Source organism: Pseudomonas sp. Emmai (assembly GCF_055179735.1).
Genome location: NZ_CM143685.1, coordinates 1,942,093 through 1,957,402, shown reverse-complemented (window position 1 = coordinate 1,957,402; position 15,310 = coordinate 1,942,093). Strand labels below are relative to the sequence as shown.

At 60.6% G+C, this 15,310-nt stretch carries 11 protein-coding genes; 3 read left to right on the top strand and 8 right to left on the bottom strand.

Annotation, left to right across the window (positions count from 1 at the left end; translation table 11 throughout):
* Positions 1–228: 228 nt before the first annotated feature.
* Both hrpA and aceK read right to left on the bottom strand, forming a co-directional pair.
* Entirely contained in the window at positions 229–4,140 is a 3,912-nt protein-coding gene (gene hrpA, locus ACY4LX_RS08820; RefSeq protein ID WP_463259695.1) for an ATP-dependent RNA helicase HrpA, read from the bottom strand.
* Between the two features lie 723 nt (positions 4,141–4,863).
* Entirely contained in the window at positions 4,864–6,585 is a 1,722-nt protein-coding gene (gene aceK / locus ACY4LX_RS08815; RefSeq protein WP_149657131.1) for a bifunctional isocitrate dehydrogenase kinase/phosphatase, read from the bottom strand.
* A 157-nt stretch (positions 6,586–6,742) separates the two neighbouring features.
* On the opposite strand from aceK, the gene ACY4LX_RS08810 reads away from it, so the two are divergent.
* On the top strand, positions 6,743–7,651 hold the full coding sequence (locus ACY4LX_RS08810; RefSeq protein ID WP_149657132.1) for a DMT family transporter: 909 nt from the start codon (positions 6,743–6,745) through the stop codon (positions 7,649–7,651).
* Positions 7,652–7,758: 107 nt separating this feature from the next.
* Here the strand turns inward: ACY4LX_RS08810 and ACY4LX_RS08805 are convergent, their stop codons facing one another.
* The 3 genes from ACY4LX_RS08805 to ACY4LX_RS08795 all read right to left on the bottom strand — a co-directional run bounded on the left by ACY4LX_RS08805 (position 7,759) and on the right by ACY4LX_RS08795 (position 9,777).
* Positions 7,759–8,139: a type 1 fimbrial protein gene (locus ACY4LX_RS08805; RefSeq protein WP_463259694.1), complete on the bottom strand. Its 381-nt coding sequence runs from the start codon at positions 8,137–8,139 to the stop codon at positions 7,759–7,761.
* Between the two features lie 134 nt (positions 8,140–8,273).
* On the bottom strand, positions 8,274–8,573 hold the full coding sequence (locus ACY4LX_RS08800) for a hypothetical protein (RefSeq protein ID WP_463259693.1): 300 nt from the start codon (positions 8,571–8,573) through the stop codon (positions 8,274–8,276).
* A gap of 340 nt (positions 8,574–8,913) precedes the next feature.
* Positions 8,914–9,777, bottom strand: a complete 864-nt coding sequence (locus ACY4LX_RS08795; protein ID WP_463259692.1) for a DMT family transporter — start codon at positions 9,775–9,777, stop codon at positions 8,914–8,916.
* Here ACY4LX_RS08795 and ACY4LX_RS08790 point away from each other — a divergent pair.
* On the top strand, positions 9,776–9,949 hold the full coding sequence (locus ACY4LX_RS08790) for a hypothetical protein (protein ID WP_178128985.1): 174 nt from the start codon (positions 9,776–9,778) through the stop codon (positions 9,947–9,949). The genes ACY4LX_RS08795 and ACY4LX_RS08790 overlap by 2 nt on opposite strands.
* A 263-nt stretch (positions 9,950–10,212) precedes the next feature.
* On the opposite strand, the gene ACY4LX_RS08785 is transcribed toward ACY4LX_RS08790, so the two are convergent.
* The 3 genes from ACY4LX_RS08785 to cysK form a co-directional block, all read right to left on the bottom strand.
* A complete protein-coding gene (locus ACY4LX_RS08785) occupies positions 10,213–11,460 on the bottom strand; it encodes a TerD family protein (protein ID WP_149657135.1) in 1,248 nt (415 codons plus the stop codon).
* Between the two features lie 408 nt (positions 11,461–11,868).
* The gene (locus ACY4LX_RS08780; RefSeq protein WP_149657136.1) at positions 11,869–12,807 is read right to left on the bottom strand and encodes an aspartyl/asparaginyl beta-hydroxylase domain-containing protein; all 939 of its coding nucleotides are present in this window, start codon (positions 12,805–12,807) and stop codon (positions 11,869–11,871) included.
* Between the two features lie 309 nt (positions 12,808–13,116).
* Positions 13,117–14,091 carry a cysteine synthase A gene (gene cysK, locus ACY4LX_RS08775; protein WP_463259691.1) on the bottom strand — a complete coding sequence of 325 codons (975 nt, stop codon included), beginning with the start codon at positions 14,089–14,091 and terminating at the stop codon, positions 13,117–13,119.
* 127 nt (positions 14,092–14,218) lie between these two features.
* On the opposite strand from cysK, the gene ACY4LX_RS08770 reads away from it, so the two are divergent.
* On the top strand, positions 14,219–15,295 hold the full coding sequence (locus ACY4LX_RS08770; RefSeq protein ID WP_463259690.1) for a DUF748 domain-containing protein: 1,077 nt from the start codon (positions 14,219–14,221) through the stop codon (positions 15,293–15,295).
* The last annotated feature ends 15 nt before the right edge of the window (positions 15,296–15,310 follow it).

Below are 15,310 nucleotides of genomic sequence, written 5' to 3'. Positions count from 1 at the left end.
AGGCGCAAAACGGCGGGGCCGGCGTTTATAGGCGCGAAGTTTGCCATAAACGCTGGGGTTTGGCCCTATTTGCCGGATCAAACACCTCACCCCTGTGGGAGCGGGCTTTTGTGGCGAGGGAGCTTGCTCCCGCTTGAGTGCGCAGCGCTCACAAAATTTTGGGGCCGCTGCGCAGCCCAGCGCGAGCAAGCTCGCTCGCTCGCCACAAAAGCCGCTCCCACAGAGGGGTTATGGCTCGACCTGGGTCCACTGTTTGTTCAGGCGCTTATCGGAGATCGGCACTTTGGTCCCTAACTGCTGGGCGAACAGGGAAACCCGGTATTCCTCCAGCCACCAGCGATACAGTTCCAGTTGCGGATCGCGTTTGCCTTCCTGCGCATGTTTGTTGGCGCGGGTCTGGTATTGCGTCCACAGGCCCGACAACTCTCCGCTCCAGACCCGATCCCGCTGCACCTGCGCGCCGATCTTCTCGAAACGCTGCTCGACCGCTTTCAGGTAGCGCGGCAGTTCCTTGAGCCATTGCATCGGGGTTTCCCGGACAAATCCCGGATACACCAGATGACTGAGCTGCTGCTTGATGTCGTTCAACGCCACGGCCTGGGCCAGGTCGATCTTGCCCTTGAAGCGTTTTTGCAGACCGTGCCAGAGCTTGAGAATCTCCAGGGTCAGCTTCGCCAGACGTTCGGCGTGCTCGGTCCAGCCGCCACGCTTGCGCTCGGCCAGCGACGCCAACCCGGCGCCATCGCGCGGCAACGGGTCTTCGCCGTCGAGGATGCAGCTGTCGAGACTCGCCAGCAGGATGTCTTCGACCAGGGCATCAATGCGCCCCAATTCGCGGTACATCAGCCCCAATTCGGTCAGGCCCGGCAACTTGCCGCGCAGAAACTTCGCTGGCTCGGCCAGTTGCTGCATCAATAAACGCTGCAAGGCCCGGCGATGCTGGAACTCGGCCTCAGCCGGGGTCGAAAAACGCCCTTCCTTGACCGTCCCGCTCTCCTCCACCAATGCCGGATACACCGTCATCGACAACCCGGCGATCTTCTGCTGGGTTTTCTCGGCGACAGCGGCGAAGACTTTCGGCTCCACCGGTTGCTGGTTTTTCGCGGTTTGCGGCACGGCCAATGCCGCTTGGCTGGCCTCGGCGAAGCGTGCGGTCAACTCCGCCAGATCCCGCCCTTCGCCAAGGAACTTGCCCTGGCCATCGACGATTTCCAGGTTCATCCGCAAATGGCTGTCGACCTGCTGCGCCGCTTCGGCCCAGGCTTCATCGCTGACCCGCGCGCCAGTCATGCGCAGCAGTTCGCGGCCCAGAGCCTGGGGCAATGAGCCCTCGGCGAAGGTCATGCGCTGCAGCGCGGCTTTGACGAAATCCGGCACCGGCACGAAGTTCTTGCGTAGCGCCTTGGGCAGGTTGCGCACCAACGCGATGCACTTGGCTTCAATGACGCCCGGCACCAGCCATTCCAGGCGTTCCGGCGGCAGCATCGGCAACAACGGTGCCGGTACGCGCAGGGTCACGCCGTCGCGGGGGTGATTGGGCTCGAAGTGATAACTCAGGGCCAGTTCCAGATCACCGATGTGCAGGGTGTCCGGGTAATGCAGGGCGGTGACTTCACTGGCCTCCCGGGCCAGCACGTCTTCTTCGCGCATGATCAGCAGTTGCGGGTCTTTCTGGCTGTTGACCTTGTACCAACTGTCGAAGGTTGCGGTCTGGTGGATCTCCGCCGGCAGCCGCGCGTCGTAGAAGGCGAACAGGGTTTCTTCGTCGGCGAGGATGTCGCGACGCCGGGCCTTGGCCTCCAGTTCGTCGAGCTGTTCCAGCAACTGCGCATTGGCGGTCAGGCACTTGGCCTTGGACTGAATCTCGCCCCGGACCAGGCCTTCGCGAATGAAGAATTCACGGGACACCACCGGATCAATCGGCCCGTAATGCACCGGTCGGCGCCCCACCACGATCAGCCCGAACAAGGTGATCTGTTCAAACGCCACAACCTGGCCGCGCTTCTTCTCCCAATGCGGTTCGAAGTGGTTTTTCTTGATCAGGTGCCCGGCCAGCGGCTCGATCCAGTCGGCGTCGATCTTGGCCACCATGCGCGCATACAACTTGGTGGTTTCCACCAGTTCGGCGGCCATCAGCCATTGCGGGCGCTTCTTGCCCAGGCCGGATGACGGGTGAATCCAGAAACGCCGCTGACGCGCGCCAAGGTAGTCGCCCTCGTCGGTTTTCTGGCCGATCTGGCTGAGCAACCCGGAGAGCACGGCTTTGTGCAGTTTCGGGTAGTCCGCCGGCTCTTTATTGAGGGTCAACTGCATGTCGCGGCAGATCAGGCTCAATTGCCGATGCGAGTCGCGCCACTCGCGCAGGCGCAAGTAGTTGAGGAAATTCTTGCGGCACCAGTTACGCAGCGGACTCGCGGTCAACGCCTGGCGCTGCTCTTCAAAACCGCGCCACAGATTGACCAGCCCGGCGAAGTCCGAATCCACGTCTTTCCACTGGGCGTGGGCCTGGTCCGCGGCTTGTTGGCGTTCCGGCGGACGTTCGCGCGGGTCCTGGATCGACATGGCGCTGGCGACGATCAGCACTTCCTGCAAGCTGCCGAGTTTCGCCGCTTCCAGCAACATGCGGCCCATGCGCGGGTCCACCGGCAGGCGCGCCAGATTGCGCCCCAGCGGGGTCAGTTGGCTGTTGCGATCCACTGCCGAGAGTTCTTGCAGCAGGTTGAAACCGTCGCTGATCGCCTTGCCATCCGGCGGCTCGATAAACGGGAAATCGGTGATCTCGCCGAGGCGCAGATGCAGCATCTGCAAAATTACGGCGGCGAGGTTGGTGCGCAGGATTTCCGGATCGGTAAATTCCGGGCGACCGATGAAATCTTCTTCACCGTAGAGACGAATGCAAATGCCCGGCTCGACCCGCCCGCAACGCCCTTTGCGCTGGTTGGCGCTGGCCTGGGAAATCGCTTCGATGGGCAAGCGCTGGACCTTGGCGCGGTAGCTGTAGCGACTGATGCGCGCGGTGCCGCTGTCGATCACGTAACGAATGCCCGGCACCGTCAGCGAGGTTTCGGCGACGTTGGTCGCCAGCACCACGCGGCGCCCTGGGTGCGACTGGAAAATCCGCTGCTGTTCGGCCGGCGATAACCGCGCGTACAGCGGCAGAATTTCGGTGTGCTTGAGCTGGGCCTTGCGCAGCATGTCCGCGGCGTCGCGAATCTCGCGCTCGCCGGGCAGAAACACCAGCACATCGCCGGGGCTCTTGCGCTCGCTGCGTTCAAACGCGGCGATTTCGTCGAGGGTGGCGAGGATCGCCTGGTCCACGGTCAAGTCATCCTCGACGCGGTTGCCCTCTTCGTCCTGCTCCAGGGTCAGCGGGCGATACCAGGTGTCCACCGGGAAGGTCCGGCCCGAGACTTCGACAATCGGCGCGTCATCGAAATGCTTGGAGAAACGCTCCAGGTCGATGGTCGCCGAAGTGATGATGACTTTCAGGTCCGGGCGACGCGGCAGCAGGGTTTTCAGGTAACCGAGCAGGAAGTCGATGTTGAGGCTGCGTTCGTGGGCTTCGTCGACGATGATCGTGTCGTAGCGTTCGAGGTAGCGGTCGTTCTGGGTTTCCGCCAGCAGGATGCCGTCGGTCATCAGCTTGATCAGGGTGTTGGAATCGCTCTGATCCTCGAACCGCACCTGATAGCCGACCAGCGCGCCCAGTGGCGTGGTCAGTTCTTCGGCGACCCGGCTGGCGACGCTGCGGGCAGCGATCCGACGCGGCTGGGTGTGGCCGATCAAACCATGCTGGCCGCGCCCGATTTCCAGGCAGATCTTCGGCAACTGGGTGGTTTTACCCGAACCGGTTTCGCCGGCAATGATCAGCACCTGATGCTTGAGCAGCGCCTCTTTGATTTCGTCGCGCTTGGCGGCGATCGGCAGGCTGTCGTCGTAGCGAATCACCGGCAGGCTGGCGCGCCGCGCCAACACCTGATCACAGGACGCCTGCATGCGCGTCACCCACTGGGCCAACTTGGCCTCGTCAGGTTTCTTGCGCAGCTCAAGCAACTGCCGCCGCAGCCGGTGGCGGTCGGCAATCATGGCGTGATCGAGGTTTTTCAGCAGTTTGTCGATGGAAGGCGATTCGTCAGTCATAGAAGCAGCGGCAAGCTGTAAGCCAAAAGCCGCAAGGGTAACAGAGAAGCAGCGGCAAGCTACAAGCATCAAGCTACAAGCAGATCGGCTTTTAGCTTGAAGCCTGCAGCTGGATGCTTACAGCTGCTCTGTGATCGTTCCCACGCTCTGCGTGGGAATGCAGCCAGGGACGCTCTGCGTCCCAAGAGCGGACGCGGAGCGTCCAGGGAGGCATTCCCACGCGAAGCGTGGGAACGATCAGCACAGAGAAGCAGCGGCAAGCTACAAGCATCAAGCTACAAGCAGATCGGCTTTTAGCTTGAAGCCTGCAGCTGGATGCTTACAGCTGCTCTGTGATCGTTCCCACGCTCTGCGTGGGAATGCAGCCAGGGACGCTCTGCGTCCCAAGAGCGGACGCGGAGCGTCCAGGGAGGCATTCCCACGCGAAGCGTGGGAACGATCAGCACAGAGAAGCAGCGGCAAGCTACAAGCATCAAGCTACAAGCAGATCGGCTTTTAGCTTGAAGCTTGCAGCTGGATGCTTACAGCTGCTCTGTGATCGTTCCCACGCTCTGAGTGGGAACGCAGCCAGGGACGCTCTGCGTTCCAAGAGCGGACGCGGAGCGTCCAGGGAGGCATTCCCACGCGAAGCGTGGGAACGATCAGCACAGAGAAGCAGCGGCAAGCTACAAGCATCAAGCTACAAGCAGATCGGCTTTTAGCTTGAAGCTTGCAGCTTGATGCTTACAGCTGCTCTCCTCCCTTACGCCGATACGGGAACACGTCGATAACCTTCCCGGCCCGAATCGCTTCCTGAAGGCTTTTCCAGTAATCGGCGTTGTACAACTCGCCATGCAACTGATCAAACAACCGCCGCTGCCCGGCATCGGCAAACAGAAACGGCGGAAACTCCTCGGGAAACACGTCCAGCGGCCCGATCGAATACCACGGCTCGGACGCCATCTCGTCTTCCGGCGTGCGCGGCTGCGGGATGTGGCGGAAGTTGGCTTCGGTCAGGAAACAAATCTCGTCGTAGTCATAAAACACCACCCGCCCATGTCGGGTGACGCCGAAGTTCTTCAGCAACATGTCGCCGGGAAAGATGTTCGCCGCCGCCAGTTGCTTGATCGCCAGGCCGTAATCTTCCAGCGCCTCGTGGACCTGCGCCTCGTTGGCGTTTTCCAGATAGAGGTTGAGCGGCGTCATGCGCCGTTCGGTCCAGCAGTGGCGAATCAGCACGGTGTCGCCTTCGACTGACACCGTGGACGCCGCCACGTCGAGCAGTTCTTCCAGGCACGCCGGTTCGAACTTGCTCAGCGGGAAGCGGAAGTCGGCGAATTCCTGGGTGTCGGCCATGCGCCCGACCCGGTCGACGCTTTTCACCAGTCGATACTTTTCGATCACCGTGGCGCGGTCGACGTTTTTCGACGGCGAGAAGCGGTCCTTGATGATTTTGAACACGGTGTTGAAGCCCGGCAGGGTGAACACGCTCATGACCATGCCGCGCACACCGGGGGCCATGATGAATTGGTCGTCGGTGTTGGCCAGGTGGTTGATCAGCGCCCGGTAGAACTCGGACTTGCCGTGTTTGTAGAAGCCGATCGAGGTGTACAGCTCGGCGATGTGCTTGCCCGGCAGGATGCGCTTGAGGAAGCCGATGAACTCCGCCGGCACCGGCACATCGACCATGAAGTACGAACGGGTGAACGAAAAGATGATCGACACATCCGCTTCATCAGTGATCAACGCATCGATCTGAATCCCGCGCCCTTCGCGGTGCAGCAATGGAATCACCAGCGGCCATTGCTCGTCCTGGGTGTAGATGCGCCCGACCAGGTATGCGCCTTTATTGCGGTAGAGCACCGAGGAGAACAGTTCGACGGACAGTTCCGGGTCCTTGCACACCCAGTCCGGCAGGTTCTCGCGCAGTTGCGCTTCGAGGCGGCGCAGGTCGCCGGCCAGGTCGGCGTAATCTTCGCTGAAGCGGTAGTCGGCAAAAATACTCGCCAACATTTCCGACAGGTGCCCCTGGGGCTTGTAGGTGCGGGTCTGCGCGGCCCGGGCCCGGCGCAGGCTCGGCCGGGTGGTGTGGATGAACATGCAGCCGTCGCTGATCAGGTCATGGCTGAACAGCCCGCAGAAGATCGAGTTGTACCAGGTCTCGGACAGTTCATCGTCGAAGCGCAGGTCGATCAGCGTGATATAGGCGCTTTTGACCAGTGGCCAGCAGCTCACGTCCATCAGCGTTTCGCTGTCTAAGGCCGCGCGCAATCGCTCGATGGTTTCGCCGACCTTTTCTTCATAGAGGTTGATCCGCGCCGCCGAGGCGACTTGCGCCTCCTGCCACCGGGCCTGCTCGAAACGCGCCCGGGCACCGTCAGTGATCTGGCGAAAATGCTCGCGGTAATCGTCAAAGCCGTCGAGGATCCTTCGGGCGATATCGGCGGCTGGCCATTGCTGCGGCATGGTGAGACCTCTGCGGGTATTTCGGAGCCCTGAGCTTAGCCAGTGAACCGGGTGCAGGAGAAGCGTAATTTTCGGCCGGAGTTAATTGCACGTTTTTCGGTTGCCATCGATCAGGCGCTCGGCAACACTTCCGTCCCCATAAAGGAAGGAGTGCACCGTGAGCCCTGTCGATATTGTCCGTTTACTCTCGCTGGCGGCGATCTGGGGCGCGAGTTTCCTGTTCATGCGCATCATCGCCCCGGTGATTGGCACCATTCCCACAGCGTTTTTCCGGGTGTCGATTGCGGCCGTTGGCTTGCTGGTGATCCTGGGGCTGATGCGCATCAGCTGGGACTTCAAAGGCAAACTCAAGACCGTGATGCTGCTCGGGGTGATCAACTCCGGGATTCCGGCGACCCTGTATTCCGTGGCTGCCCAAGTGCTGCCGGCCGGTTACTCAGCGATTTTCAACGCCACCACGCCGCTGATGGGCGTGTTGATCGGCGGGTTGTTCTTCCATGAAAAACTCACCGCAGCCAAGCTAGGCGGGGTGTTCCTCGGGCTGTTTGGCGTCGGTGTGCTGACCCGCGCCGGGCCGGTGGCGTTCGACCTGCAATTGCTGATGGGCGCCCTCGCCTGCCTGCTCGCCACCACGTGCTACGGCTTCGCCGGGTTCCTGGCCCGTCGCTGGCTGGATCAGGCCGGCGGCCTCGACAGTCGCTTGTCGGCGTTGGGCAGCATGCTTGGCGCGACATTGTTCCTGTTGCCGCTGTTCGGCTACAGCGTGATCAGCAACCCTCCGGCAAGCTGGGGCGGCTGGAATGTCTGGTTGTCGCTGCTGGGGCTGGGCCTGGTGTGCACCGCGTTTGCGTACATCGTGTACTTCCGCTTGCTCAGCTCCATCGGCCCGGTGAAATCGATGACCGTGACCTTCATGATCCCGCCGTTCGGCGTGTTGTGGGGCGCGCTGTTGCTGGATGAGCCGTTGTCGATGGCGCACATCTATGGCGGGGTGTTGATTGCGGCGGCGTTGTGGCTGGTGTTGAAACCGGCGGTGGTGAAGCCGGCTGAGGTGGCTACCCGCTAGAGACTGCCCCCCGCAGGAGCTGCCGAAGGCTGCGATCTTTTGATCCTGATCGTAAAAACAAGATCAAAAGATCGCAGCCTTCGGCAGCTCGGGGTACTGAGCGGCTATTAAGGCGCTGTCAGCGTAATCAGGTAATTGCCGGTCGTCACCGGTTTGCCGGCGCCGTCGACCAAGGCGTATTGCTGATCGTAGTAATGCTCACCCTGACGGCTTTCGCTCAGCAGTTTCACATCCACGCTGGAAGGGTCCAGTGCACTCACCGAACGCGCCGGTTCGACGCGATGCGCACTGACGTTGCCACCCCGCGCCGACGTCGCGCAATCGCTGAGTTCAACCGTCGAGTTCGCCCCGATGCCGGTGGCGCAACTCGATTCGACAAGACTGCCGCGAAACTCGATGACGCCCTGGCTGATCGTCGTGCTCGCCAGGCAAGCACCGCTCATGGCGAAAAACAGACTGATCCCGACGGCCAAACGCTGACTGTTCATAGTGAACGCTCCTTGAGTATGTAAGGAGGTTGTCGACAGGCAGGGGTCGGTTCTTGAGGTTTTCTGCAAAATCCGAGGGTTATTTTTCGTGTGCGGCGTGCCTGGCATACCGCACGCTGGTCAGGCGTCAGTCGCTACACCGCCGCTTTGTAACCGTCTTCTCGCTGCCGCGCCCGGGCCTGGACCACGTTGAGCATGGCGCAGCCTTCGCGCGCCAGCAGGTGAACGGCACGGGTGACGCGGGTCAGGTCGCCGTCGGAAATGCCGGTGAGGTTGAGGCTGGTCAGGGTGTCGGTCAGGTCGCGGATCACGGTGAAGCGGTGCATCGCGCAGGCGGCGATGTCGCTGATTTCTCGGTGGGTGTTGATGTAGAGCACCGGGTGGTCGGCGTCGTAGGTATCGATGGGAAGGTAACGCGGCATTACTTCGAGCATGGGTAAAACTCCAAATAGGGCTACCTCTCGTCCGCGGCCAAACGAAAAAGGTGGCAGCTGTGTACGGGTTGGCCGACCGGCACCCATCAAACCGGCACACCCGAAGATGTCCCGAGCACAGCTGCCATAACACGACATCCAGGCATGAAAATGCCTGAACAATGACGCTGATGCGTTTTGGATGCTCGACCGGCCAAGGTCATTCGCGGGATTTTCCGCGAGCCCAAACTATAGAGGTCGATACCAAAACGCGGCAACAGGGTACGTCGTAGGAAACGTCTTGGAAAGTTGTGCGCCGCCGCGACAGCGCACAGGTTCGCTGTAGGACCACCCGTCAGCGTTAGCGCGACTGACGGAACACAAACACCAATCCCACAATGATCAGCAACATCCCAAGCACGCTCAACAACGCCAGCCGATTACCAAAGATCAGGTAATCCATCACCGCCGTCACTGCCGGCACCAGGTAAAACAGGCTGGTGACGTTGACCAGATTGCCCCGGGCAATCAGCCGATACAGCAGCAACGTCGCCAGCACCGACACCACCAGGCCCATCCACAACACCGGCACGATAAACCCGGTGTTGTGTTCGAAATGAAACGGCTGGAACGGCACAAAGATCCCGCACAGCAACAGCCCGGCCAGGTATTGCACGGGCAGCGTGCCGAGGGGATTGTCGGTGATGCGTTTTTGCATGATCGAGCCGAAGGTCATGCTCGCCAGCGCCAGCAACCCAAACAGCATTCCGGCCAGCGACATCCCGGCCAGGCCGATGCCTTGGTAAACCACCATGATCAACCCGGCCAACCCCAGCGCCAGGCCGAACAGGCGGCTAATAGAGCGCTGGCGCTCCATGATCACCACGGAGAGGATCGGCTGCACGCCCATGATCGTCGCCATCACGCCCGGCGTGACCTTCAGGTCCAGGGCCAGCAGATAGAAAATCTGATACGCCCCCAGCAACACCACGCCCGTGGCCATCGCATACAGCATCGGCTTGCCGCCCTTGGGCCGTTTCAGCTTGAGCAACGGCATCAACAGCAGCAGCCCGCACAGGGCGATGGTGAAGCGGATCAACAGAAAGGCAAACGGTGACGCGTGGGCCAGGCCCCATTTGGAGAAGATCGCCCCGCTGCTCCACAGCAGGACGAACAGGCTCGTGGACGCCGCCGCGAGCGCGGTTTTTTTCGAAAGGACAAACATGAAATACCACCTGTCATCAGGCAAAAAAGCCAACTCAGCCGAGGCTGAAGTTCAGTCGTTTTTTCAGACGGGCATGGGGGAACAGCAGAGAAAAGCTGATCAGCCCGAAATGCCAACGCCTGGCGGTGATACGACGGCGCACACCGGCGTGCTACTGACAGGAGGGGGGTAATGACTGATCTGCACAGGCTGCTGGATCCCGCACGGCACGACGCCAGCGTTGACCGCTGAATCGACTACCGCGTTGATGTGGGATGCAGGCATGGGCTGATCTTTTTTGAGGGGAAGAACGGTGCGTCGCAAGACAACCGAGCGCCGACTATAACCAGCGCCAGACACAGATTGCAACGACTTGCCGAAAAGGCTCGGCAAGCCTGCGTTGCGTCACGTTAGCGCGTGGCGACTCGACGAGTGCCACGCGCCCGTCACAGGGACTCAGACGTAACGTTTGTTGCCGCTGTTTTCCGGCGGATGACCTTTGAACACAGCGGGGCCATCCATGGTGATTTCCAGTTTGTCACCCTTGCGCGACAGCCACGGGGTCGCTTCGCTGGTGCTCTTGGAGGTCTTGCCGGACGGGCTCAGTTCAATGTGATCCAGGTCGATTTCGATCAGGCCAATGACGTAGGTGTAAATCGCGCTGCTGAAAAAACCGTCCTTGAACTCAAAGGCGCATTCGACGATCTGGTCGCCGTATTCCATGCGCATTTTCGGTTTCAGCGACGCCACCGAGACGGCGCCGTTGTCCACCGCGGAGTAGACGCTGCAGACCAGCGCGACCTTGCCACCCATGCGCTGGGAGATCGCCGGGTTGATTTCGACCGTTTCGATGCCCGGTGCCGACGCACTGGCGCTGACCACGTCGCCGGTGTGGAACACAAAAGGGTCGACGTCAAAGGCACCGCTCTTGTCGGGCGCCTGGATGATGGACATCCGGCCGTCCGGGCGCAGGATGCCGATGCGCAGGTCGAGGTCGTCGTTGTCCTCGCCATCGCCGTTGTCCACCCAGGTCGCACTGACCCGGATGACCTTCGGTGCGCTCGGGCCTTTTTCCAGGGACACCTTGTGGCTGGTGCCTGGCTTGTCCAGGGTGATGACCGATTTGACGATATTGACTGGTTTGGCGGCGGGAGTCGGGGCCGCTGCCGGGGCAGGCGCGTCGTCCACTTCAATCCCGTAGAGACCGCAGAGCCCGGCCAGGCCCGAAGCGAACCCCTGCCAGACCGAGCGCGCCTTCATCTGGCCGTTTCGAACGTACAACTCGAGCACGACAATGCCGGTCTCCTGGGAGAACGCACCCGGCGCGAGCTCCAGCACCTGGTCGCCGACCACCACTTGGGCGCGCAGGTCCTTGACCGCCGCAAAACCGCCGGCGCTGCCATCTTGGGTCAGGGTGATGGCGATCTTGGTGATGCTGGCCGGCAGGCGCGACAGATCAAAGCCGATACGGTGGCTGACGGTGCCGCTTTGCGTGACCGGGGCGATGAACATGGCGGCGCCGGACGCGTGTTCCGGGGCGTTGAAGAACACCATGTCGCTGTCGTTCGTCACCTTGCCGGTTTCGGTGACCAGGAAGGCGGTGAGGTTGACGTCCAGCTGGTCGCCAGCCGCATGGGTGACCACGACATGCCCTTTGGGCAGGCTGAGGGTGGTGTTTTCGCCGGGCTTGAGGGATTGAGTCAAGGGGAGTCGCCTATTCCATGGGGTGTATGGCAGCACACTGCAGGTGTGCTGCGCCTTCATTGAGGGAGTGCGCGAGCCAGCCAAGGGAAAAGCCTGTGGTTCAGGGCCGTACCGCCGGGAGGGAGTTTAACGGCTTGTGTCGGTTTGTCGCGCTTTTGCGCATTGTCTGACCGGCATAAAAGAGCGAGGCCAGTCAGTGAAGAGAGGGGGCTAGCGATGAATAACCTGTGGCGAGGGAGCTTGCTCCCGCTGGGCTGCGCAGCGGCCCCAAAACCTGCAATCGCGTTTTTTTCAGGTAAACCGCATGCACTTGTTTTACGACTGCTGCGCAGTCGAGCGGGAGCAAGCTCCCTCGCCACAGAGTCGGTGCCTGGTTTAACTGATCGGCGTTAATGAGTGGTGAAGGCTTTAACCAAACAACCAATACCCCAACAACGTCAGCACCACCACTGCCAGCACCGGGCGCAATACGCGGTAGGCCTTGGGATGACGGCGTTTCCACTGTTTGACTACGCCGCTGAACTTGTCAGTGGAATTCTTGCTCCAGGCGTAAACCTGGTTGATCCCGCCGACGCGTTCATCATCAAGGTTCTGCGGTGCGGTGGCGCGGCCCAGCAAGCCGCTGACCCAGCGGTTGATACGGGTCATGACGCGGTTGCTCAACGGTCGCTCGATGTCGCAGAACAGGATGACCCGGGTCTTCTCGGTTTCGTTCTTGACCCAGTGCACATAAGTTTCGTCGAACATCACGTCCTCGCCATCGCGCCAGGCGTAGACCTGACCGTCGACAAAGATGCGGCAATCGTCGGAGTTCGGGGTCGACAGCCCCAGGTGATAACGCAGGGACCCGGCGAACGGGTCGCGATGCGGGTTCAAATGGCTGCCGCCCGGCAACAGGGCAAACATCGCGCCTTTGACATTCGGGATACTGCTGACCAGTGCCACGGTTTTCGGGCACAGGGCTGCGGCCGAGGGCAAAGGCTTGTCGTACCACTTGAGGTAAAAACGCTTCCAGCCCTTCTTGAAGAACGAGCCAAAACCGGCGTCGTTGTTCTTTTCGGCGGCGCGGATATAGCCCTCGTCGAACAGGTGCATGGCTTCGTCGCGGATGATTTCCCAATTGTCCCGCAGCACGTCCAGTTCCGGGAACTTGCTGCGATCCAGGTAGGGTTTGGACGGAACACCAGAAAACAGGTACATCAGGGCGTTATAAGGTGCGAACAGCGCCGAATGGTTGACGAACTGACGCAGGACCGGCAACCGTGCCTTGCCGCGCAAATGCACATAGAGCGTACTGCCGAGGAATAACAGCAACACCGACGCTTTCGCGGCCAGGGAAAAGGTCATCAACGACTCCTTGAGAATAAACAACTGTGCACCGCGCCATTTACCCGACGTGGCAGCCGGCCATGATACCCACTACCGGACTGGGGAAAAACCCACCTATCTGAACAAACAGTGTTGAGGATTGCGCAACAAAGCACTTATTAACATAAGGTTCCTGAACGAAGGCTGACCGGAGTCAACCATTGGGAGTCAGGGTGCATTGTGTGGCGAGGGCGCTTGCTCCCGCTTGAGTGCGCAGCGCTCACAACATTTTAGGGCCGCTGCGCAGCCCAGCGGGAGCAAGCTCCCTCGCCACAACCGATACACAGATTATTGCTGGGTCTCCGCCTCGGTAAACAGATCACTGAACAACATGCTCGACAGGTAACGCTCGCCCGAGTCCGGCAGGATCACCACAATCGTCTTGCCCTGCATTTCCGGGGTTTCGGCCAGGCGCACTGCCACCGCCATCGCCGCACCGCAAGAGATCCCGCACAAAATCCCCTCTTCCTGCATCAGGCGCAGGGCCATGGCCTTGGATTCGTCGTCGGTTACCAGTTCGACCCGGTCAACCATCGACAAATCGAGGTTTTTCGGCACAAAACCGGCGCCAATGCCCTGGATCTTGTGCGGGCTCGGCTTGATCTCTTCACCGGCCAGTTTCTGGGTAATCACCGGCGACGACATCGGTTCCACGGCCACCGAGAGAATCGGTTTGCCCTGGGTATTCTTGATATACCGCGAAACACCGGTAATGGTTCCGCCCGTTCCGACGCCTGCCACCAGTACATCGACCGCACCGTCGGTGTCGTTCCAGATTTCCGGACCGGTGGTTTTTTCGTGGATCGCCGGGTTGGCCGGGTTTTCGAACTGCGCCGGCATGAAGTACTTGGCCGGGTCGCTGGCGAGAATTTCCGCAGCCTTTTCAATCGCGCCTTTCATGCCCTTGGCGGGCTCGGTCAGCACCAGCTCAGCCCCCAACGCCTTGAGCACCTTGCGCCGCTCGATACTCATGGACGCCGGCATGGTCAGCATCAGCTTGTAACCACGGGCGGCGGCCACAAACGCCAGGCCGATGCCGGTATTGCCCGACGTCGGCTCCACGATGGTCATGCCAGGCTTGAGTTTGCCGGTGCTTTCGGCGTCCCAGATCATGTTCGCGCCGATCCGGCACTTGACCGAGTAACCGGGGTTGCGTCCCTCGATTTTGGCCAGGATGGTCACGCCCCGAGGCGCGATGCGATTGATCTGCACCAGCGGTGTATTACCGATGGAATGGGCGTTGTCAGCGAAAATACGGCTCATGGCTGGGTCCTTATGCAGCGTTGAATTAGCTGTTCAAGGTATGCCTGTTGCCGAGGGTCGTCCAGTCAGGTCGAACGTCCGCCGGCGCCAGCAGTCAATGGCTTTACATTGCCAAGGAATTGCCATCATGAAACGTCGATACAGTTGGCCCCTTTGGACCCTCGCCGGCCTCGTTATCCTGTTGGTCGCCCTGGACATCGCCTTGCCCTATATGGTGCGCAATTACCTCAACGACAAACTCGCGGACATGGGCGACTACCGTGGCCAGGTGGTCGATGTGGACCTGGCCCTGTGGCGCGGTGCCTACAAGATCAACGGGCTGAAGATCGTCAAGGTCGACGGCAAGGTCCCGGTGCCTTTCGTCAACGCGCCGCTGATCGACCTCTCGGTGAGTTGGCACTCCCTGTGGTACGACCATGCCGTGGTGGCCGAGGTGCAGTTCATCAACCCCGAAGTGAACTTCGTCGATGGCGGGGCCAACAAACAGAACTCCCAGACCGGTCGCGGCACTGACTGGCGCGCTCAATTGAGCAAACTGCTGCCGTTTACCCTGAACGAAGTGCGGATCAACGACGGCAAAATCAGCTTCAGGAACTTCAACTCCACGCCGCCGGTGAACATGAACGCCACCCAGGTCAACGCCAGCCTCTATAACCTGACCAACGTGGTCGACACCCAAGGCAAGCGCGACGCCCGTTTCGAAGGCAAGGCCCTGCTGCTGGGCCACGCCCCGCTGGAAACCACCGCCACCTTCGATCCCCTGAGCAACTTCGAAGACTTCGAATTCCGCCTGCGGGCCAAGGACATCGAACTTAAACGCTTGAACGACTTCGCCTCGGCTTACGGCAAATTCGATTTCAATGCCGGCCACGGCGACGTGGTGATCGAAGCCGAAGCCAACAAGGGCCAGCTAAAGGGTTACATCAAACCGTTGCTGCGAGACGTTGAAGTGTTCAACTGGCAGCAGGACGTCGAGAACAAGAACAAAGGGATCTTGCGCTCCGTCTGGGAAGCCATCGTCGGCAGCACCGAAACCGTGCTGAAGAACCAGCGCAAGAACCAGTTCGCCACCAAAGTTGAACTCAGCGGCAACGTGCACCAGCAAGATATCAGCGCGTTCCAGGCGTTTTTGCAGATTTTGCGTAATGGTTTCGTCCAGGCGTTCAATGCGCGGTATGAACAGCCGAAGCCGGATAAGGGTTAAGTCACCAAGTGACGC